The 23,077-nt window shown below is 34.6% G+C and carries 18 protein-coding genes; 13 read left to right on the top strand and 5 right to left on the bottom strand.

Features of this window, described 5'->3' with window-relative positions:
- Positions 1-196 precede the first annotated feature (196 nt).
- From FFWV33_RS08460 to FFWV33_RS08430, 7 genes are all read left to right on the top strand, one after another.
- On the top strand, positions 197-1,489 hold the full coding sequence (locus tag FFWV33_RS08460; protein ID WP_211316288.1) for an SRPBCC family protein: 1,293 nt from the start codon (positions 197-199) through the stop codon (positions 1,487-1,489).
- A gap of 41 nt (positions 1,490-1,530) precedes the next feature.
- Entirely contained in the window at positions 1,531-2,073 is a 543-nt protein-coding gene (locus FFWV33_RS08455) for an RNA polymerase sigma factor (protein WP_108740495.1), read from the top strand.
- A 33-nt stretch (positions 2,074-2,106) separates the two neighbouring features.
- The gene (locus FFWV33_RS08450) at positions 2,107-2,478 is read left to right on the top strand and encodes a hypothetical protein (RefSeq protein WP_108740494.1); all 372 of its coding nucleotides are present in this window, start codon (positions 2,107-2,109) and stop codon (positions 2,476-2,478) included.
- Between the two features lie 30 nt (positions 2,479-2,508).
- A complete protein-coding gene (locus FFWV33_RS08445; protein ID WP_108740493.1) occupies positions 2,509-2,961 on the top strand; it encodes a sensor of ECF-type sigma factor in 453 nt (150 codons plus the stop codon).
- A gap of 167 nt (positions 2,962-3,128) precedes the next feature.
- A complete protein-coding gene (locus FFWV33_RS08440; RefSeq protein WP_108740492.1) occupies positions 3,129-4,490 on the top strand; it encodes a hypothetical protein in 1,362 nt (453 codons plus the stop codon).
- Between the two features lie 124 nt (positions 4,491-4,614).
- A complete protein-coding gene (locus FFWV33_RS08435) occupies positions 4,615-6,576 on the top strand; it encodes a KUP/HAK/KT family potassium transporter (RefSeq protein WP_108740491.1) in 1,962 nt (653 codons plus the stop codon).
- 138 nt (positions 6,577-6,714) lie between these two features.
- Entirely contained in the window at positions 6,715-7,929 is a 1,215-nt protein-coding gene (locus FFWV33_RS08430; protein WP_108740490.1) for an RsmB/NOP family class I SAM-dependent RNA methyltransferase, read from the top strand.
- Positions 7,930-8,160: 231 nt separating this feature from the next.
- Here FFWV33_RS08430 and rho read toward each other — a convergent pair whose 3' ends face one another.
- Positions 8,161-9,924, bottom strand: a complete 1,764-nt coding sequence (gene rho / locus FFWV33_RS08425; protein ID WP_108740489.1) for a transcription termination factor Rho — start codon at positions 9,922-9,924, stop codon at positions 8,161-8,163.
- 185 nt (positions 9,925-10,109) lie between these two features.
- On the opposite strand from rho, the gene FFWV33_RS08420 reads away from it, so the two are divergent.
- The 3 genes from FFWV33_RS08420 to FFWV33_RS08410 all read left to right on the top strand — a co-directional run bounded on the left by FFWV33_RS08420 (position 10,110) and on the right by FFWV33_RS08410 (position 13,095).
- Complete coding sequence (locus FFWV33_RS08420; protein ID WP_108740488.1) at positions 10,110-10,520, top strand: DUF4293 domain-containing protein; 411 nt, start codon at positions 10,110-10,112, stop codon at positions 10,518-10,520.
- Positions 10,521-10,715: 195 nt separating this feature from the next.
- The gene (locus FFWV33_RS08415; protein ID WP_108742503.1) at positions 10,716-11,378 is read left to right on the top strand and encodes a response regulator; all 663 of its coding nucleotides are present in this window, start codon (positions 10,716-10,718) and stop codon (positions 11,376-11,378) included.
- A gap of 19 nt (positions 11,379-11,397) precedes the next feature.
- Positions 11,398-13,095 (top strand): tetratricopeptide repeat-containing sensor histidine kinase, encoded by a 1,698-nt coding sequence (locus FFWV33_RS08410; protein ID WP_108740487.1) that lies wholly within the window; start codon positions 11,398-11,400, stop codon positions 13,093-13,095.
- Here the strand turns inward: FFWV33_RS08410 and FFWV33_RS08405 are convergent, their stop codons facing one another.
- Entirely contained in the window at positions 13,096-13,596 is a 501-nt protein-coding gene (locus FFWV33_RS08405) for a metallophosphoesterase family protein (RefSeq protein WP_108740486.1), read from the bottom strand.
- Between the two features lie 409 nt (positions 13,597-14,005).
- On the opposite strand from FFWV33_RS08405, the gene truA reads away from it, so the two are divergent.
- Complete coding sequence (gene truA, locus FFWV33_RS08400; protein WP_108740485.1) at positions 14,006-14,743, top strand: tRNA pseudouridine(38-40) synthase TruA; 738 nt, start codon at positions 14,006-14,008, stop codon at positions 14,741-14,743.
- Between the two features lie 50 nt (positions 14,744-14,793).
- Positions 14,794-16,557 carry an ABC transporter ATP-binding protein gene (locus FFWV33_RS08395; RefSeq protein ID WP_108740484.1) on the top strand — a complete coding sequence of 588 codons (1,764 nt, stop codon included), beginning with the start codon at positions 14,794-14,796 and terminating at the stop codon, positions 16,555-16,557.
- On the opposite strand, the gene FFWV33_RS08390 is transcribed toward FFWV33_RS08395, so the two are convergent.
- Positions 16,554-16,937 (bottom strand): response regulator, encoded by a 384-nt coding sequence (locus FFWV33_RS08390; RefSeq protein WP_108740483.1) that lies wholly within the window; start codon positions 16,935-16,937, stop codon positions 16,554-16,556. The two genes, FFWV33_RS08395 and FFWV33_RS08390, sit on opposite strands and share 4 nt — an antisense overlap.
- The gene (locus FFWV33_RS08385) at positions 16,934-20,590 is read right to left on the bottom strand and encodes a CheR family methyltransferase (RefSeq protein WP_108740482.1); all 3,657 of its coding nucleotides are present in this window, start codon (positions 20,588-20,590) and stop codon (positions 16,934-16,936) included. Before FFWV33_RS08385 ends, FFWV33_RS08390 begins: the two co-directional genes overlap by 4 nt.
- A 420-nt stretch (positions 20,591-21,010) precedes the next feature.
- On the opposite strand from FFWV33_RS08385, the gene lpdA reads away from it, so the two are divergent.
- Positions 21,011-22,399 (top strand): dihydrolipoyl dehydrogenase, encoded by a 1,389-nt coding sequence (lpdA, locus tag FFWV33_RS08380; protein ID WP_108740481.1) that lies wholly within the window; start codon positions 21,011-21,013, stop codon positions 22,397-22,399.
- A 416-nt stretch (positions 22,400-22,815) separates the two neighbouring features.
- Here the strand turns inward: lpdA and FFWV33_RS08375 are convergent, their stop codons facing one another.
- On the bottom strand, positions 22,816-23,046 hold the full coding sequence (locus tag FFWV33_RS08375; protein ID WP_108740480.1) for a hypothetical protein: 231 nt from the start codon (positions 23,044-23,046) through the stop codon (positions 22,816-22,818).
- Positions 23,047-23,077 lie beyond the last annotated feature (31 nt).

Below are 23,077 nucleotides of genomic sequence, written 5' to 3'. Positions count from 1 at the left end.
ACATAAGTTGACAGTTATAAAAGTTATGGGTCATTGTTTACTAGATTGGCTTGATACTTGATTTCGATCTAAAACAAATCAGTTCCCAAAACATCAAAAAGGCGCTACAAAAGGGCGTATTAAGAGATTTTTGTCCGCTTAGGCAATCAGTATAAATAAAATATATAACTTTACATCTCAAACCAATCCGAACATTATGCGCATTTTAAAATATATATTTTTACTATTGCTATTGAGCCTTGTAGCCTTGTCTATCTTTATAGCAACACAAAAAGGAGCATTCGATATAGAAAGAAGCAAAGTGATTAACTCCTCACAATCATCTGTTTACAACTATGTAAACGAGTATAGAAACTGGGAAGATTTTGGATCGTGGGCAGAGGAAGACCCTGAGATGAAGTTTGTATATGCCGATAAAACCTCAGGTCCAGGAGCTTCATTCTCATGGGAAGGAAAAGATGGTAATGGAGATCTGAAAACATTATTTGCGAAAGAAAACGATAGTATTTCTCAAAAAATGGTATTTAATGGTAACTCATCTGATGTTTCATGGAAATTTAAAGATACTATTGGCGGAACAAAAGTAACATGGAGAACCAAAGGACAAATGAGTTTTATGTTCAAAATCTATTCTGCATTAATGGGAGGACCAGACGCTTTAATAGGTAAAATGTATGAAAAAAGCTTGAGCAATCTAGACAAAGCATTGGATTACGAAATAAACACCTATGCTGTTGCTGACAATGGCGTGGTAAAACGACCTACCATCTATTACTTATCACAATCATTTACTTCTGAAATTTCAAAAGTTATCAAGAACAGCAAAATTGTAGTTCCGAAAATTACTAGTTTTTGCGAAGAAAACAGCATTACAACGGCAGGAAAACCATTTGTAATTTATCATACTTATGATGTTATAAAAAATATTGCAAAAGTATCAATCTGTGTTCCTATACAAAGTGAAATCTTCATAAGCCCAGGAAGTGACATGATATCAGGAAAATTAGTTGTTGGTCAAGCGGTGAAAGCAACATTAACGGGTGATTATTCACATACAGGAAAAGCATTTGAGAAAGCGGTTGCCTTTGTCAATAAAAACCAACTGAAGGTAGACCCTACGATTTCGCACATTGAAGTATTTGCTACTAGCAAAGAAGATGTAAAAAACCCTTCGAAATGGGTGACAGAAACCTACATTCCATTATTTCAAGTATACGTTGCTCCACCTACACCTGTGGCTACTAGTACAGCTGCTGATGTTGAAGCAGTACCTGATCATGAAATGACAGAGACTGATACACCTATAACAGAAAAAAGAACGTACTACAAACCAAAACCTGTGGTAAAACAAGAGCCTATTAAAGTACACCCAATACAAAGTTCGGCAGCGGTGATCAAAAAAATAGAGACAAAAAAGATAGAGATTAAAAAACCACAACCTGCAAAAGTTGTAGAACCAGAAGACAAAGGAGAGGATTCTGAATTTTAATTTCACTACTATTTTCTACCCATAACCGAACCCGAACCATTTTGCTCGAAGAAAAAGAATTTATTGAACGATTGTTACATCCTAAAACGCAAAATGAAGCGTTTCGAAAACTCTTGTTTGATTATCAAAAACCACTATACAGCCACATACGAAACATTGTTTTGAATCACGATGATGCAGATGATGTGCTGCAAAATACATTTGTCAAAGTTTTTCAGCATCTTAAAAATTTTAAAGGCGAAAGCAAACTTTTTTCTTGGATGTATCGTATTGCAACCAATGAGGCACTTACTTTTTTAAATCAGAAAGCTAAAAAAAGCGGTATAAGTTCGGTGGAATTACAAAACAAAGCGATAGATAATTTAAAATCAGACAGTTATTTTGATGGTGACGAAATTCAGTTAAAATTACAGCAAGCTATTGCTACCTTACCCGAGAAACAACAATTAGTTTTTAAAATGAAGTATTTTGAGGAATTAAAATACGAACAAATATCAGATATTTTAGGAACCTCAGTAGGAGGATTAAAAGCATCCTACCATCACGCAGTAAAAAAAATTGAAGCTTTTGTTACCAAAAATTAAACCTTTGACCATAACAATAGTCTAACTACTATCATGAAAGAATTTAAACTAGATTCCAGCCCAAAAATAAGTTCAGGTTTTAAGACACCTGACAATTATTTTGAAAAATTTTCAGAAAAAGTCCTTGTACCTGCTCCTGAGAACGACGTAAAAATAATCGCTATTTTTAAAAAGAAAAAGAGTGTGATTTTTATGGTTGCCGCTATTTTTATAATTGCTTTGTTATTACCTCAATTATTTTCAACAGCGACTAAAACAGCCGAAGTAGATGATAGTTCCATCGAAACCTATCTTAGCTACCAGTCAAATGTGACGCAATATGACATTATCAATCTTTTGGATGAGCAGGATATTGATGCTTTGAAAGAAGAAGTTGCCATTGAAAGTGAAAACCACATCAATTAAAACTACAAACTAGCTAACACTACTATTATTATGAAGTTAAAAAAAATATTCTTATTCTTACTCCTTGTCAACTTTATTGGGTTTGCTCAAGATAGTATGGTTGAGAAAAAAAATCAGATTAAAGCCTTAAAAACTAGTTTTTTTACCTCAGAACTGAGCCTAACATCATCAGAGGCAAGCCGTTTTTGGCCCATATACAACGCCTATGATGACAAACAATTTGAAATTAGACACCAAAAAGTAAGAACTTACCGCAACTCCATGAAGAATAACCTTTTGGATAAAATGAGCGAAAAAGATGCTACAGATTTACTACGTCAAATTGAAAGTACCGACGAAGAAATCTACCTTTTGCGCAAAAATCTCATCACCAATTTAAAAAGGTTCTTGCCGAAAGTAAAAATCATCAAACTAAAAAAAGCAGAGGAAGATTTTAATCGAAAATTACTGCAACAATACAAAGACAAAAATTCTAAAAATTAGTAGAATTTAAATCTTAAATAAAAACACCTATTTCATATCTGATCAGATATTGAGTTAGGTGTTTTTTATTTCAATAAAGCTAGTGAGGAATTTACTTCAGTAGCCAATAGTAATTCTTGGCATAGTAATTGGATATTTAGTTGTAAGAAACATTAAAACTTCCGATTATGAAAACTAAACTACTTATAGCGAGCTTACTTACTTCTCTTTTTGCTTTGCAAATGCAAGCACAATACGGAAGTGTAAATGCAATGAATAACGAAATAAGCGATAACCTAGACCTTAGAGCTGTAGCATCACTTTTTGGAGATTCGAGAAATCTTCAGGATTTCGAGCAAAAACTCAACGATCCTAAAATTCAGATTTCGAATCTAGATCTAAACAATGACGATCAAGTGGACTATTTAAGAGTGATTGAAACTGTAGATAGAAATACGCATTTAATTATTATTCAATCTGTGTTGGATCGTGATGTATATCAAGACGTAGCAACAATTGATGTTGAAAGAGATCAAAACAACCGAGTACAAGTACAATTTGTTGGTAACGAATATATTTATGGATCAAATTACATATACGAACCAGTATATTATAGTTCTCCGCTAATTTACGCTTCGTTTTATGTAACCAACTATAGACCTTATATTTCTAATTGTTATTGGAACTCATACCCTAGTTATTATGCTGCTTGGAGTCCATTTCCAAGTTACAGGTACCGATCAAACATTCAAATATCTATTAACTTAAGAAACAGTTATAACTATGTAAATGTAAGACGTAGTACTTATGCACCGGTTTTATATCGTTCGAATAGATCAAATTACTACGAACGTATGCATCCAAATTATAACTTCTCTAGTCGCAATTCAGCAATGACGAACCGATATGATTTGGATCAAAGAAGAAGCAGTAGTTATTCCTCTAGAAACAACAATTACTCTTCTAGATCAAGTAGAAGCAACTCGTCTACATCAAATGAACGTCGTTACTCTAACAACACTGGATATTCTTCAAGACAATCTGCACCACAAAAAACAGAGACATCAAGAAATTATTCTAATAACAGATCAAGTTCAACAAGAGAAAATTCGCCGCAAAGAACAGCTACATCAAGAGATTATGCGCAGAACCGAGTAAGTTCAACAACTGAAGCTACTCCACAAAGATCATCTAGAGACTATACTCAAAGAAGCTCAAGCACAACAATTGAAGCTGCTCCACGAAGAACATCGAGAGATTATTCTCAAAGAAGTTCAAGTTCAACAACTGAAGCTACTCCACAAAGAACATCAAGAGATTATTCGCAAAGAAGTTCAAGTTCAGCTAATGAAGCTAGAACCCAATCTAGCCCAAGCTCTAGAAGTTATTCGCAAAATCAATCGAGTAGCACTAGAGAACCTAGAGTGCAATCGAGTTCAAGTAGATCATCCGAAGCTAGATCGAGTTCGCCAACAAGAAGCGCAACTGAACGATCTGGAAATAGCGGAAGAAGTTCATCATCGAACTCCAATGAAAACAGAAGAACTTAATACGTTCTGATAATAGCCCGAAAGCACAGTTTAACAGACTGTGCTTTTTTTGTACATTTTTTATAAAATTTAAATCTAATATATTTAAAAAGAGTAAATTTGAAGTGTTTTTTAAAAATACTACATGAGCACATCGCACAAAGATTTACATTCTAAATTAACTTTAGGGGGTTTATTGATAACATTAGGAATCATCTACGGAGATATTGGTACTTCACCATTATATGTAATGAAAGCAATCCTAGGAGAACACACCATTAATATTGACGTTGTACTTGGAGGTATTTCCGCTGTTTTTTGGACATTAACACTTCAAACCACCGTCAAATACGTACTCATTACACTTAGCGCAGACAATCATGGTGAAGGAGGAATATTTGCACTCTACGCTTTGGTCAAGAAGACAAAAATAAAATGGCTTATTGTTCCCGCTATTATTGGAGGTAGTGCATTACTTGCAGACGGAATAATCACCCCTCCTATCTCAGTATCTTCAGCTGTTGAAGGGATTAAGACTTTCTATCCTAACATTAATACGGTACCCATTGTAATTGGTATTTTATTTGTTTTGTTTACCATTCAGCAATTTGGAACAAAATTAGTTGGAAAGTTTTTTGCTCCAATGATGCTAATTTGGTTTAGCATGCTTGCAACACTAGGAGTTATTCAAATAATAAAACAGCCCGAAGTCTTTAGAGCAATTAACCCCTATTACGCCTATCATTTATTAAAAATTCATCCTGAAGGTTTTTTTGTACTTGGACTTGTTTTCCTATGTACAACAGGTGCAGAAGCATTGTACTCAGACATGGGTCACTGCGGACGTAAGAACATACGTGTGAGTTGGATCTTTGTAAAAATAGCTTTATTACTTAATTATTTCGGACAAGGAGCCTACTTAATTCAGCACGAAGGACAAACTTTAGAAACTCTTGGTGGTAAAAATGGTAATCCGTTCTATCTCATCATGGCTGACTGGTTTCAACCTTTCGGAATTGTAATTGCAACATTAGCTGCTGTAATCGCCTCTCAAGCCTTAATCACTGGTTCATTCACGTTGATAAACGAAGCGATGCGATTGAATTTTTGGCCAAAAGTTAAAATCAAATACCCTACAGAATTAAAAGGGCAATTGTATATCCCATCTATCAACTGGTTACTATTTTTTGGTTGTGTAGGTATCGTAATCCATTTTGAAGAGTCTAGCAATATGGAGCACGCTTATGGATTGGCTATTATCTTGTGTATGATTATGACAACTATTTTACTAAACTTCTACCTTATTATGAAGCGAGTAAAATTGTATTTCATGGTACCGTTAATTACATTTTACTTGCTAATTGAGCTTAGCTTTCTTGCGGCCAACGTTACCAAATTTGCAGACGGTGGATATGTTACGTTGCTTATTGCCTTAGTCTTAATTTCGATCATGACTACTTGGTATCTTGCCAAAAAAATCAACAAGAGCTACACCAAAATTGTAAAAATAGCCGATTACAAAAAAGTACTAACAGAGTTAAGTGTTGACTTAACGATTCCAAAATACGCAACACATTTGGTTTACATGACCAATGCGAATCGCTCTGACGAAATAGAAGAGAAAGTAATGTACTCTATTTTACAAAAAAGACCAAAAAGAGCAGATATCTATTGGTTTGTTCACGTAAACATTCTTACTGAACCTTATAAATCGGAATACCGTGTAACTGAAATACTAAAAGATGATTTGTATCGAATTGATTTCAACTTAGGATTCAGAGAACCTACAAAAATCAACCTTATGTTTAAGGAAGTTATCAAAGACATGGTAAAAAAAGGAGAAGTTGACATAACAAGTCGTTATGAATCTCTAAATAAAAACAACATCATTGGTGATTTTAAATTTGTATTATCTGAAAAATTCTTATCCAATGACAGTGATTTACTATGGTTCGAAAAGATCGTAATGAATTCTTATTTCTTAATCAAAAAATTAAGCTTATCAGAAGAAAGTGCTTTTGGACTTGATAGTAGTTCTGTTAAAATTGAAAAGTTTCCAATGGTTCTTCATGCTCCCGAGACTATCGGTTTGACCCGCGTAGAATAAAACATAACACAAACAATCTCAACACCGTTCTAATAAAACGGTGTTTTTTTTTGATCTAAAAGAATAATTTCATTTTCGTTAATTTAAAATTAAACTTTCAAATCAATTAATAGTACCTTTGCAGCTCAATTATTCAAAATGAGATTACACAGAAATTTAGTTTACACCACAATTGATTCTCTAAATGCCATATTTAATGAAGGAGAATATGCTGATAAAGTGGTTGCAAGAGCTTTAAAAAAAGACAAACGTTGGGGAAGTTCGGATAGAAAATTCGTTGCCGAAACCATATACGAAGTCGTACGTTGGAAAAGACTGTACGCAGAAGTTGCCGAGGTAAAAGAACCTTTTGATCGCGATAATTTATGGAGAATGTTCTCTGTATGGGCGGTTTTAAGAGGATACCCAATTCCTGATTGGCGCCAACTTGAAGGTACACCAGAAAGAAAAATAAAAGGCCGTTTTGACGAATTGTCAAAAACACGTGCCATCAAAGAATCTATTCCTGATTGGATGGATGAATTGTGTGTTAAAGAATTAGGCGAAGAAGTTTGGGCTAAAGAAATCACAGCTCAAAATCAACCAGCCAAAGTTATCCTTAGGACTAACACATTAAAAACTACAAAGGAAAACCTTAGAGCCGTTTTGATGGATTTAGACATTGAAACAGATCCTTTAGAAGGCCAACCTGAAGCATTAGTTTTAAAAGAAAGAGCCAATGTCTTTATGACTGACGCTTTCAAACAAGGTTTCTTTGAAGTACAAGATGCCAATTCTCAATTGGTAGCTGCATATCTTGATGTAAAACCAGGAATGAGAGTAGTAGATACTTGCGCAGGTGCAGGAGGAAAGACGTTGCACATTGCTGCCTTGATGGAAAACAAAGGACAATTGATTGCAATGGATTTGTACGAAAGCAAATTAAAACAATTAAAACTTCGCGCAAAGCGTGATGGTGCGTTCAATATCGAATACCGTATTATTGACAGTACCAAAATCATTAAACGTTTGCACGAAAAAGCAGACCGTGTTTTGATTGATGCGCCATGTAGTGGTTTAGGTGTTTTAAAAAGAAACCCAGATGCGAAATGGAAACTGCAACCAGAATTCATTGATAACATTCGCAAGATTCAATCAGAAGTTTTGGAGAGTTATTCAAAAATTGTAAAACCAGGTGGAAAATTAGTTTATGCTACTTGCTCTATCCTACCGTCTGAAAACCAAGAACAAGTAGCACGTTTTTTATCAACTGAAATTGGAAAACAATTTGCACTTATAAAAGACCACAAAATTTTAGCTTCAGATTCAGGTTTTGATGGATTTTACATGGCTCAAATGGAAAGAAAGCAATAAGCAAAAATCAAAGTTCAAAAATCAATTTCAATTTCAAAAAATCAATTGAATTGACGATAAAAAAAAGCTCCGATTTCAATACGAAATCGGAGCTTTTTGCTTTTAACATATTCTATTAATTTCGATTGAAATTTTATTTATTTTTTCTCCACACCAATTAGTATTGCAATTGTTTTTTTTTAATTTTTGAAGTTGAATTTTGAAATTGAATTTTGATTTTTGACTTTTGCTTTAGTCGTTCATCGAAATCAAGAACTCTTCATTATTTCTAGTTTTTCTAAAACGATCGTTGATAAAACTCATTGCCTCAACAGGATTCATATCAGCAAGGTATTTACGCATGATCCACATTCTTTGCAAGGTGTTTTCATCCAACAATAAATCATCACGTCTTGTACTAGATGAAGTTAAATCAATCGCCGGGAAGATACGCTTGTTTGCAATTTTACGATCCAATTGCAATTCCATATTTCCTGTACCTTTGAACTCTTCAAAAATCACCTCATCCATTTTGGATCCAGTTTCAGTTAAAGCAGTAGCAATTATACTCAAAGAACCACCATTTTCTACATTACGAGCAGCACCAAAGAAACGTTTTGGTTTTTGTAATGCATTTGCATCAACACCACCACTCAATACTTTTCCAGAGGCCGGTTGCACGGTATTGTAGGCACGAGCCAAACGTGTAATTGAGTCTAGTAAAATAACAACATCATGACCACACTCTACCAAACGTTTCGCTTTCTCCAAAACAATGTTTGCAATTTTCACGTGTTCTTGTGGCTCTCTATCAAAAGTAGAAGCAATTACCTCACCACGTACGCTACGTTGCATATCCGTCACCTCTTCAGGACGTTCGTCAATTAGTAAAACGATCAAATATACTTCGGGATGATTGGCTGCAATTGCATTTGCTATTTCTTTCAACAACATCGTCTTACCTGTTTTAGGTTGCGCTACGATCATACCACGCTGTCCTTTTCCAATTGGAGAAAACAAATCGATAATACGGGTTGAAATAGTACTTTGTCTTTCAGCTAATTTAAATTTTTCAGATGGAAAAACAGGCGTTAAATGTTCAAATGATACTCTATCACGCACAACTTGAGGATCATGCCCATTGATTTTAAGTACACGAACTAGAGGGAAAAATTTCTCTCCTTCTTTTGGAGGTCGCACCACTCCTTTTACGGTATCACCCGTTTTCAAACCAAATAATCTAATTTGTGACGTTGACAAATAAATATCATCTGGTGATGCTAAATAATTATAATCTGAAGAGCGAAGAAAACCATAACCATCAGGCATCATTTCCAAAACTCCTTCACTTTCAATAATACCATCAAATTCAAAATCAGCATCTCTAAAGTTGTTTTTCTTACTTTTAAAATTCGGATTTTGGTTTTGATTCGGATTTTGATTCGGATTTTGATTCGGATTTTGCTTGTTTACCTGATTTGGATTCACCTTTTTTACAGGAGCAACAGGTTCTTTTACCTCAGTCGGTTCAGCATCTGCACCCTCCTCTTTAACCATTGCGGGAGCAGTTTCTTTTTCTTTTTTACTAGCAATTTTCTTTTCGTAAGCCGATTTGCTAAATTTAACGATTTTAGGCGTTTTAGCAGGCGCTTCTTCTTCTTTCGAACTTTCTTCTACCGTTGCACTCGCTTCAGGAACATCCTCGTTTGAGATTGCGTCTTCAACAACTGCTTCCATAACTCTTTTGCTAATCACTGGTTTAGCAGCACCTTTAGCTATAGGAGTCTTTTTTACAGGTACAATTCGAGCTCTTTTCGGTTTATCGTCCTCATTTCCTGCTTCAGATTTTACTTCTGTAGCTGGCGCAGCATCTTGTACCGTAAAGGTTTGTTGTTCTAAAATAAGACCAATTAACGTTTCTTTTTTTACACCGTTAAATTTTATTGTCTTAGCCGCTTTTGCGATCTCTTGAAGCTCAGCAAGCTTCATCTGTTTTAATGCAGAAATTTCAAACATGAATGTTCTTTGAATTTAATTAATTGGGAAATACTGAAAAGAAAAAGTAGTATTTTTTAACTCGAATAGACCGCAGTATGAAGTGCTTACGGTATTGTTATGCAATAATACGAATAAAATTTAATGATACAATAGTATTTTTAAAAAAGAAAATATATTTTTGTAAAACAAACAGCGCATTTTAAATGATACAAAGAATACAATCTATATACTTGTTTTTTGCTTTTGTTACAACAGCAATCCTACCATTTCTATTCCCGTTATGGACAATAAACGACAAAGACTTCTTCTTTATGCAAGATCAAGTGTATGTAGTTTTATTTGGATTAAGTACAACCTTAAGCATCGTTAGTATCATTTCGTTCAAGAACAGAAAAAATCAATTTGTGATAGGCAGATTGAACATAATATTAAATTTAATTTTATTAGGATTGTTTGTATATCGTTCGCTAAACGTATCTGGAGAAGCTGAAATAGTTTCTGAGAAAGGTATTGGAATGTTTCTTCCGATTGTGACTATCGTGTTATTAGTTTTAGCTAATAAGGCCATCAAAAAGGACGAAGATCTCGTAAAATCAGTGGACAGATTGAGGTAATCCTATAAACTTAGTTTATTAGTGCGAAGAGAACCCGAATTTTATATTCGGGTTTTTTTGTGGCCAAAAGTAAGAGACTTCTTTTTTATCCTAGAATTTGTTTACATGAGGCAAACAAAATGCTAAATGAATTACCCATACAAAATTTTTCTTTACTATTTTTTTACTAAATTTGAAGATTCATCATTTAATCCAATGAAAGAAAAAATACGAATTCATCTTGCCGACGACCATCATGTACTTATTGATGGCATGAAAACACTACTCAATACCGTTGCAAATTTTGATGTAGTTGGCTTATCTCTAGATGGAAGTACTCTTTATGATGAAGTACGAAACAACAAAAGCCATGTACTTATATTAGACATAAGCATGCCTACAAAAGACGGACTAGAAGTGTTAAAGGAATTCCACCAAAAAGGATTCCCTTGCAAAGTCATCATCCTATCTAGTTATGATGATCTAAAAATCATTCGAGAAGTAATGCGCCTAGGAGCTTCTGGGTACTTAACCAAACAATGTGCCGGCGAGAATATTGTAGAAGCCATCCATTCTGTTTCCAATGGTGAAGAATATTTTTGTAATGTAGTACGCGAAAAGATTTTCAAAACGGCAACACAAAACATTCCGCAACTGGCAAAATCCAAAACTGCAATCAATTCTTTATTGACTGAGCGTGAGATTGAAGTTATTAAATTAATCGCCTTAGAATATAGTGGTAAAGAGATTAGCGAGCAATTGTACATAAGCACCAACACGGTTGAGACTCACAGAAAGAACATTATCAAAAAACTAAAGGCAAAAAACACAATCAGTATTGTGAAATTTGCAATTAAAAATAACTTGATTACGGCTTAATCAGTATTCTCAACTTGGTATGAAAGCAATGCGCTACTTCCTTTTATTGCTGCTGTTTATTTTTCATTCGACAAACAGCACTACCTACTCTCAAACTACAAAACCTACCAAAGAGCATACCTTAGAACTTGTACGACAATCTACCCGCTTGATGCTTGCTGATAAAAACGAAGAATCGTTAATCATGGCCAGAAAAGCATTAGAATATTCGATACTAATCAACAACAACGAACTAATTGCGAATAGCTACAATACTATTGCAGCTAACTTTGATGAAATAACCGAATTTGAAAAAGCATTTTTTTATTATAAAAAAGGCCTATTCTATGCCGAAAAAACCAATAATGATAAATTAAAAAACTGGCTCAACAACAACATTGGGAACATCTATTGTTTTGACAAAAAAGAGTACAGCAAAGGAATCGCCTACTACAAAAAATCCTTAATTTATAGCGCAAAAGCCAAAGACACCACCCAACTTGTGTTTACAAAACTAAATATTACCTGGGCTTATTTTGATATTGGCGCATTTGACAAAGGACTTCCTTACTTACAATACATCAACAAATACCATCCAAAATTCGGAAATGAATTAACTGAAGTAGCGATAAACATGCTTAACGGAATGTATTCTTCATACGTAAATGACAATGCAAAAGCAGAAGCGTATTTCAAGAAAGGTATTGAAGTTGGGCAAAGCGGGGACGAAAAATCAGATCTTTCATTCACTCATTTGGAGTACTCAAAATTTTTATCCAAAAACAAAGAATTTGAAAAAGCATACCAAAACCTAAAAATCTACAACAAACTCACCACCGAATTAAACGACGAAGAAAAGCTGAAAAAAGCAAATTTAGTGGGTATCAATCTCCAAATAGACGAGTACAAGAGGGAGATTGATAACATAGAGTCAAAATACAAAACCAAGGAGCAGTCGTTGCTTGACGAGCAAACCAAAAACAAACGCCTTAGCGTCATCATTATTTCTACCTTATTAATTTTTATCATCCTCTTTTATTTTTTCTTTCAAAATAACAAGTTGAAACAAAAAAACAGCATAAAAGATATTCAAAGTACCATTCAGCTGAACATCATCAATGCAAACATCAACGGTCAAGAATTTGAACGAAAAAAAATCGCTTCTTTTTTACATGACAACATTAGTGCTTTACTTTCCTCTGCAGACATGCATTTGAGTGTACTAAATGCCAAAAGTGAAACAAAATCAGAGGAATTAATCAAGACCAAAAGCATTCTTCGAGATGCGCACGACAAAATTAGAGATCTATCGCATGAACTTTTGCCTTCTCTTTTGGCTCGTTTTGGATTGTATTTTGCCTTACATGATCTATGCGAAAAAAACTCCAATTCAAGTATTCACTTTGAATACATTTGCATTGAGGAGAACACAAAGAGATACCACGAAGACTTCGAACTCAAAATGTATTTTATCATTACCGAATTACTCAACAATATTATCAAGCACAGTAATGCTACTCATGCCAAACTAAAATTGGCCGAAATAGAAAACATTTTATACATCCACATCACAGACAACGGACAAGGTTTTGACACCAAAAAATTCATGATTATCGAAGGATTTGGTCTCAATCAAATTCGTGCTCGAATTAAAAATATGCACGGAAAAATCTCCATCAATTCTGCTATGGATTCTGGAACTTCTATTTCGATAAAAGCCCCTATCACCTTCAAATAATCAAGAAGAACGTTTACCAATTTCAATGACTTCCAAATCCTTGATTTTATCACCATCAATTACAAATCGTAGCATAGTTCTCATTTGATGGAAACCGCTTATACCACAGGCACCTGGATTCATGTGCAATAAATTGAGCTTTTGATCAAATTGTACTTTCAATATGTGCGAATGCCCACAAATAAATAATTTTGGAGGATTTGCAGTTAATTCCGCTCGAATATTTGGGTTGTATTTACCTGGATAACCACCAATATGCGTCATCCACACAGACACACCTTCGCACATAAAGCGGTCGTGCAAGGGGAATTCTAAACGTGCCTCTGCCGAATCGATATTTCCGTAAATAGCACGCAACGGCTTGTGTTTCTTAATGGTATCGGTCACCATCAAATCACCAATATCGCCGGCATGCCAAATCTCATCAGCCTGCGCCACGTATTTCAAAATGGTATCATCAATATGACTGTGCGTATCTGAGAGCAGTAAAATCTTCTTCATTTTCTAATTTAAAAAACCAAAGATACAAAGTTAGTCCCATTCAAAATAATACTTTGGGCGTGCCTGCAATAGAAAAAGGGGCTCCACTATTATTGCGCTTACAAAGCCCCTTTCTCTTTTGCAGTCGTGTCATCCGTGCTACTTTGGTAGCTAGCTCCTACCACTCACGCAAGCTTCAAATGTCGCTATAAAAACAACACTACAATTTCCAACGGTAAGATTAAAATTAACAATTACCCAATTATTTGTAGTTGACAACTTTTGAAAAAATCAACAAAATAGTACCATTAAACATCCATTTACCAACCAAATCTTTCCAATCACAGCTCCTTATTCATGAATTTTTAACCTTTTCACAACACAAAAACTTTGTACCTTTGAGGCTTTAGAAATTTGCGATACCACAATCTTGAGATATTTTATAAAATTAGCATACAACGGAACATCCTACCATGGTTGGCAATACCAACCCAATGTAGCATCAGTACAAGAAACCCTCAACAAAGCACTGTCGGTTCTACTAAACAAAGAGACAAATGTTATGGGCGCTGGTCGCACAGACACAGGTGTACATGCACGCGAAATGTTTGCTCACTTTGACCATGACAGCCTCATTGATATTCCGAAATTAGTTCATAAACTCAACTCTTTTTTACCCGCTGATATCGCTATTTACGATCTTATCCCCGTAGCAGACGATGCACATTGCCGTTTTGACGCTACAAAGAGAACGTACCAATACCATATCAACACCCAAAAAGATGTTTTTTTACCAGAGAAAAGTTGGTTTCTAAAACAAAAACTAGACCTAGATCTTATGAATCAGGCGTCTAAACTGTTATTCAATCATGTCAATTTTCAATGCTTCTCAAAGGTCAACACAGACGTAAATACTTTTGATTGCACAATTTTTGAAGCAGAATGGCAACAAAACGGCACGCATTTGATTTTCACAATATCGGCAAACCGTTTCCTAAGAAATATGGTGCGCGCTATTGTAGGTACATTGGTCAACGTGGGCATGCACAAAATCACATTAACCGATTTTGAAACAATCATCAAAAGCAAAAGCAGAGACAAAGCTGGCACCTCAGTACCCGCGCATGGATTGTACCTGACCAAAATAGAATATCCGTATTTGAAATAAAATAACGGAGCACAAAATAAAAACTAACGTTTTAAGGATTTTAACAAAAAATGAAAGCAAAAGCATTCGACATACGATTATTTAAAAGAATTTTAGAATACACAAAACCGTACAAAATGCGTTTTAATGGAGTAGTTATTTTTGCTATTTCACTATCCATTTTTGCAGCGCTACGCCCTTATTTATTAAAACAAACAGTTGACGGATACATCCAAACAGAAGATTCTCATGGCTTATTGGGATATATTGCTTTGATGGGAATCGTGTTGCTATTGGAAGTTTTTTCACAATTTTACTTTGTATACTGGGCCAACTGGCTAGGTCAAGACATTGTAAAAGACATTCGAATCAAACTCTTCAAGCATATTTTGAGTTTTAGAATGAAATATTTTGATCTCGTACCGGTTGGACAATTGGTTACACGATCCGTTTCTGACATCGAAGCAATAGCACGAATCTTTAGTCAAGGTCTTTTTATGATCATCAGTGATTTGATGAAGATGGTTGTTGTATTGGGCTTTATGCTGTACATGAACTGGAAACTTACCTGGATTGTAATTATAGCCATGCCTATTTTGGTCTTTTTTACTCGAATTTTTCAGCGCAAGATGCAAGTTGCTTTTGAGGAAGTACGTACCGAAATTTCGAACATGAATACCTTTGTGCAAGAGCGCGTTACAGGAATAAAAATTGTACAACTCTTTAATCGAGAAGCAATTGAATCAGAAAAATTTAAAGGAATCAACAACAAGCACAAAACGGCATGGATAAAAACGATACTTTATAACTCCATATTTTTTCCGATTGCTGATATAATTTCATCTTTGGCCTTAGGTTTTGTCGTTTTGTATGGCGGAATCAAAATACTAAACGGAGACCATTTTACAACTTTTGGTGACTTATTTTCGTACACAATGTTCATCGGAATGTTGTTTAACCCTTTGCGACAAATTGCAGATAAATTTAATGAGATGCAACTTGGTATGATTGCAGCCAATCGCGTTTTTGAAATTTTGGATACCCAAGATCAAATTCAGGATACGGGTAAGAAAGTAGCGCCTGTTTTTGAAGGAGCTATTTCGTTTAAAAATGTTCATTTTGGCTATATCGAAAATGAGGAAGTCATCAAAGGCATAGATTTAACTGTAAATGCAGGAGATACAGTTGCTATCGTAGGCTCAACGGGTGCAGGAAAATCAACAATTATTAATTTGCTTAATCGATTTTACGAAATCAATAGTGGAACGATTTGCATTGATAATGAAAACATTGAAGAATACACCTTGGATTCTCTTCGTAAACAAATTGGAGTAGTTTTGCAAGATGTGTTTTTGTTTGCAGATACAATTTACAATAACATTACCTTAAATAGTTCTGCAATCACGAGAGATCAAGTGTACGAAGCAGCCAAAGAAATTGGAGTTCATGAATTTATCATGAGTTTACCTGATGGCTATGATTTTGATGTTAAGGAGCGTGGCGTAATGCTATCTTCTGGACAACGCCAACTTATTGCCTTTTTGCGTGCGTATGTGAGCAATCCTAGTATTTTAATTTTGGACGAAGCCACCTCCTCAGTCGATACTTATTCTGAGGAATTGATCCAGAAAGCTACTGAAACCATAACCAAAGGTAGAACTTCTATTGTAATAGCACACCGATTGGCAACGATTGTAAATGCTGATAAAATTGTAGTTATGGACCAAGGACTAATTGTAGAGCAAGGAACACATACAGAATTGATTAATAAAGAGAGTGGATATTACAAAAACTTATACGAATCTCAATTCAATAACAACTTAACCCAAAACTAAGTAAGTAAGTTGTACATGCTCAATACTTTTTCATCCGTTAATGGTTTTGAGACAAATGAAATCACTTTGTCAAACTGAAGTGCTTTGGTTTTATCAAATTCAAACACCGATGATGTTAACATTATAATTCGACTTTTATTGCAATTGAATCCATACTTATAATATTCTTCCAAAAAGTCAAAACCACTCATTATTGGCATATTAATATCCAACAAAATCAACTCAGGAAAATCGTTCTCCAATCCATAGAGATAATCTAAGGCCAATTGACCAGAGGTTTTAATGTCCACTAGTTCGCACAATTTCAAATTTTTGATAATTTTTGAATTGACAAAATTAGTGATTGGATCATCGTCTATTAGAAGTACTTTTTTTATCATTTTAAATTTTTTAATTTAATAATAAATTCTGTCCCTACACCTTCTTCACTTACCACACTTATAGAATGCCCCATGCGCTCAAGCTGTGCTTTAACGATGTACAGTCCAATTCCTTTGCCTTCAATTTCACCATCTGTATCAAATCGTTTGTAAAGTTTAAAGATAGCATTCCCATGCTTCGTCATGTCCATTCCTCTACCATTATCTTTAAAACTGATAACTATAAAGTCATCCACTTGTAGGGACGTAATATCTATCACAAGGGATCTAGAAGGATCTTTGTATTTTACAGCATTGGTCATCATGTTTTGAACAATACTTTTGATTATGGATCGAATGTAAACAATCTCGGTCACTTGCAAATTGACATTGACTTTCCCATTGGCAAGATCTAAAATAGCCTGCAGTGCTTCTTGCGTCTGTTCAACTTCTTTTACAAGATTAATTTTAAAAGGCTCTTCTAATTCGTCTTTTGTTATCGTTATCAGTTTGATTAGATCGTCTAACGTTTCATTCAATCTTGTTGTGCTTTGTTTTATTTTATCGAATATAAAAGCATCTTCCTCTGTTAGATTATCACCCTCAAACAAACTCGTTAATCCAATTAAGTTGGTTAGCGGCGCACGTAAATCGTGAGTAGCCAAATAGGCAAATTGTTTTAACTCGTTGTTTACTTTTTCCAGATCATTTTTGGCGATTTGCAATTCGGTAATATCAACCGCAGAGACAATGATATTTCTATAGTTATTGGTAGCGGGTGGAAACTTCACATAAATAATAATTACTTTACTACCTCCGTCGTTTAAGGTAACTTTTCGCTGTGCTGACATGTATATGCCTCCACCATTAAAAATTACTTCGAGTTCTTTAGTAAAACAAGCCACCATGCTTTCATCTCTAAAACTGAAACCGTTTTGCGCTTTAGTATCAATATTCATTAATTTTTTGGCTGCTGGATTTAGATCTCCTACTCTAATTAATGAAGCACATTTCGAAATAAATTCGGGATTTTCTTGTGCATATTCAATAAAATCTTCGACACCGGATTCTTTTATTGCATCAATCTGTTTTTTAACACCGCTAAAATCTTCCTCCCACAAAGGCAAAGCAGTTAGATTAAAGATATTTCTATATTGTAATTCTGCTATTTTGGTTTTTGTAATATCAACAAAACTAATTACAACGCCTTTAGTTTCTCCATAATTATCGATAAAAGGCAAAATCCTTTGTAGAAACCAAATACCTTCATTATTCTGAATTTCTTTTTCAAAATGAATTCCTGTTCGCAAAACATTTAGAGAATCCTCTTTTATATTGGCATTACTCAAATAAGTACTAAAAATTTCAATAGGACAATCAATATCCTTTTCTAGTAAGTTGAAATGATATTTAATTTCTGGCGTAAATTTTCTAATACGTAAATCATTATCTAAGAAAACAGTACCAATTTCGATACTTTTAAAGAGATTATCAATATCGGCATTTAATGAGTTGAGTTCATCAATTTTAAAAGAGTGTTCTGCATTTACCGTGTGTAATTCTTCGTTTACACTTTGGAGTTCTTCGTTGGTACTTTGTAATTCTTCATTTGAAGCCAATAATTCTTCATTAGTAGCCTGCAATTCTTCGTTACTAGTCTCTACTTCTTCCACCGTAAGTTGTAAATTCTCACGACTTTCGAGCAATTCTTCTTCTAATTCTAAAATTCTATTTGCCGTCAAAATATCAATACTTTCCATTGGAATCTCTGAGCTTTCAACATTGACTTTTGACTCTTCTAAAAAAGTAATTAAGTAACTGAATTTACCCGTTACGGCTTCAACTAAATAAGGTTTGACAATAATATTTAGACTGAATTTTGTTGTGCCTTTAAAGTAGGTTGCTTTTTTCTTGATTAATACACTTGTGTCTTGAATTGATTTTCGGCAAGAAGCAGCGATAATTGCAGATACATTATCAGGAACCATTTTTAGTAAATTGATAGAAAATCCACTATCCGGAAATTCGATATATTTCTTAAAATCACCCAAGGCATGAATAATATCATAATTGTCATCCACAAAAACGGCAGTAATCCCTAAATGCTCTAACAAAAGCAGGTTTAAGGCTTCGGTCATTTTTTGCTGAATATTAGTCTTTCTGCTATTGTGCCATCCTAGCGGTGTTTTAATTGATAATTGTTTGTTTGAGTCGGTATACTTTAATAAATCACCGCCTAGACTTCGTGCTTGAACAGAATTTCGGTAGATTTTATTTTTACGATCTATTTCGACAAAAACAGTGCTTAAATCGCCCACCGTTTCACTCGATCCCATAACCAAGTAACCATTTAGATTTAATGAAAAATGGATGTAACCCATAATTTTTTTCTGTACAATAGGCTGAATATAAATCAACATGTTTCGACAAAAAATCATATCCATTTTATTCAAAGGAGGATCTGAAACAATGTTATGGTGAGAAAAAATCACCATTCTTCTAATCTCTTCTCTAATTTGGTATTTATCGTCCTTTTTTACGAAGTACTTTTGAATTCTATTTATGGAAACATCTGCTATTATACTTTCAGGATAAATTCCTTTTCCAGCAATTTCTAGCGATTCGTTGTCTATATCTGTTGCAAATATTTTAACATTGAACTTTAAATTTGCTTTTTCAAGTACTTCTCTAATGACGATTGCTATCGAATACACCTCTTCACCGGTACTACAAGCAATAGACCAAATTTTCAAGGCTTTGGTCTCTGAGTTTTGACTTATAAGTTTAGGAACAATTTCGTTTTCAACCTGTTCCCATACATTTTGATCTCTAAAGAATCTGGTAACACCTATTAAAAATTCTCGATAAATAATCTGAACTTCTTGCGGAGTTTCATATAAAAAATTTAGGTAATCCTTCAAAGTCATACATTTGCAGATGGTCAACCTTCTTGCCAAACGTCTTACAAGTGTAGGTCGTTTATATAATGTAAAATCAAGATCGGTACAACTTTTAATGTGCATTAAAATTTTCATTAAAGAACCTTCGTCGTTCCAAACTAGCATTTCGGTATCTGTGCCTCCCTTTGGATGATCCAAAAAATTAAGTAATTCTCCTGGTAACTGCTCTACCGGTAAAACCAAATCAACCAAACCTGTACTTATAGCACTATAAGGCATTCCGTCAAATTTTGCCGTCTCTGGACTTTGCACCATTAACATTCCGCCTTCCTCTTTCAATGTTCGGAAGCCTCGTGTACCATCACTACCTGTACCCGTCAAAATGATTCCAATTGCATTTTCCTTTTTCTCTAAGGCGAGGGAATTGAAAAAGATATCAATTGGCAAATTCAAGTCATGTTCTTGCGGCTTGTCCATCAAATGTAATTTCCCATCCTTGATGGTCATATTTTTTTTTGGAGGAATTAAGTAGACGCTTCCGGCCTCAATTGTAACGCCATCTACCACTTCAAATATCGGCAGGGTAGTATTTTTGGCTAATAAATCCTTCATTAGAGATTTATAGTCAGGAGATAAATGCTGTATAATAACAAAACTATGTATGCAATCAGAAGGAACATTATCAATGAATATCTTCAATGCTTCCAATCCTCCTGCACTAGTCCCAATACCAATAATATTGAAATTGGATCTATCCCTTACCTCTACTACCATAAATAACTTGATTTATTGATTTTATACAATTACATCCATTATCAGCAAAGACTAAGGAAAAAAGGAACTTTATTACTTATAGTTTTACTAATATATTGACAATACAATATTACTAAAAATAAACATTTTACAAATACAAAACTCAAGAATTATAATGCATTATTAATTAATTTGTTAAAAAAATCACTACTCCTCATTGTTAATCCTACACTTGTTAACAAAATCAGAACGTCATCATTGTAAAGTAGATACAAAAAGTGGATTATGTAGTTCCATTTCAATTTCGAACCTCCCCAAATACAACCGCATACATCCCTATTATTTCACAAAAAAAACGCTCAATAAGCTTTTTTATGCTTTAAGAAAGAGAATAAATGCTTAAATTCGCAAAATCAATTAATTTATAGAAAACTCACATAAATGAAATACGACATCATAGTTTTAGGAAGTGGTCCAGGCGGATATGTTACTGCCATTAGAGCATCACAATTAGGTTTTAAAGTAGCTATTGTTGAAAAAGAAAGCTTAGGTGGAATTTGTTTAAACTGGGGATGTATCCCAACTAAAGCCTTGTTAAAGTCGGCTCAAGTTTTTGACTACTTAAAACATGCATCAGATTACGGATTAACTGTTTCATCATTTGACAAAGATTTCCCTGCTGTAATTCAGCGTAGTCGTGGTGTAGCAGCCGGAATGAGTAAAGGTGTTACCTTCTTGATGAAGAAAAATAAAATTGATGTCATTCTTGGTACTGGAAAAATCAAACCAGGTAAAAAAATGGATGTCACTGACAAAGACAATAAAGTTACCGAATATAGCGCAGATCACATCATTATTGCTACAGGTGCTCGCTCACGTGAGTTGCCAAACTTGCCACAAGATGGTGTAAAAGTAATTGGATACCGTCAAGCAATGACTTTGCCGAAACAACCTGAGTCAATTATTGTTGTAGGTTCTGGTGCAATTGGAGTAGAATTTGCTCATTTTTATAACTCAATGGGAACCAAAGTGACTATTGTAGAATTTATGCCAAACGTTGTTCCTGTTGAAGACGAAGATATTTCTAAACAAATGGAAAAATCTTTGAAAAAATCTGGAATTGATGTAATGGTTAACTCATCAGTAGAAAGAATTGACACTACTGGAAAAGGAGTTAAAGCTTTCGTTAAAACAGCAAAAGGAGAAGTAGTTCTTGAAGCAGACATTTTATTATCTGCGGTTGGAATCAAAACAAATATTGAGAATATCGGTCTTGAAGAAGTAGGTATCGTTACCGACAGAGATAAAATCTTGGTAAACGCTTACAACCAAACAAATATCCCAGGTTACTACGCTATTGGTGATGTAACTCCTGGACAAGCATTGGCACACGTTGCTTCTGCAGAAGGAATTAACTGTGTGGAAAAAATTGCAGGAATGCACGTAGACCCAATCGATTACGGAAACGTTCCTGGATGTACTTATGCCACTCCAGAAATTGCTTCGGTTGGAATGACCGAAAAACAAGCCAAAGAAAAAGGATACGATTTGAAAATTGGAAAATTCCCATTCTCAGCTTCAGGTAAAGCACAAGCTTCAGGTAATGCTGATGGATTTGTAAAAGTAATCTTTGATGCCAAATATGGCGAATGGTTAGGATGTCACATGATTGGTGCTGGTGTTACCGATATGATTGCAGAAGCAGTTGTAGCGCGTAAACTAGAAACTACAGGACACGAAATCCTAAAATCAATTCACCCTCACCCAACCATGAGTGAAGCAGTGATGGAAGCTGTAGCAGATGCTTACGGAGAAGTGATTCACTTGTAAGAACACCTTTTTAAATATATCAAAATCCGATTTACGAAAGTGAATCGGATTTTTTTTTTGGGCGTGCCCCACAGATTGCTTCGTCGTTCCTCCTCGCAACTGCGGGTCGGGCTTTACGTTCCCGCTTTTTTTTATTCAGTATAAAAAACGGGATAAAAAAAGAGCTCCACTGCACCCCCTCACGCAAAGCAAAACAACTACAAATGTTCTTCAAGCACTTCTGGTTTAGTCAATAAATGCAAGTCTCCATTTGTCTCGTTGAAAGCGTCTCAGCAAAGTTGCTCACCTATTTTGAGACGCTTTCAGCGTGACAAACTATACGGCTTGGTTTATCAAACTGCAATCCTTCATGCAATACAAAGCAAAAAAGCACAAATCCTTTCAGATTTGTGCTTTATATTTTCTTTGACAAAATGTTACTCCTTTTCGTAACGTTCCATTTCGCGGTCGTAAAAAGCATTGGCTGCTTCAATCAAACCTTCCATCTCTGCGTTAAGTTCTGCTTCGTCTAGATCTTCGGCCTCTTCGATAAATTCGACCTCATCATCTTTTAAATTGATGATAAATCTTGGGTAATCCAAGTGAATGATAAAAATATCTTCTGGACAATCCGTGTTGTCGCCTAGTAAAAATTTTGGTAATTCCATTTTCTGAGTTATGAATTATAAGTAATGAGTT

The organism is Flavobacterium faecale (assembly GCF_003076455.1).
Lineage (GTDB): Bacteria > Bacteroidota > Bacteroidia > Flavobacteriales > Flavobacteriaceae > Flavobacterium > Flavobacterium faecale.
This window is presented reverse-complemented; position numbering and strand designations above follow the sequence as displayed.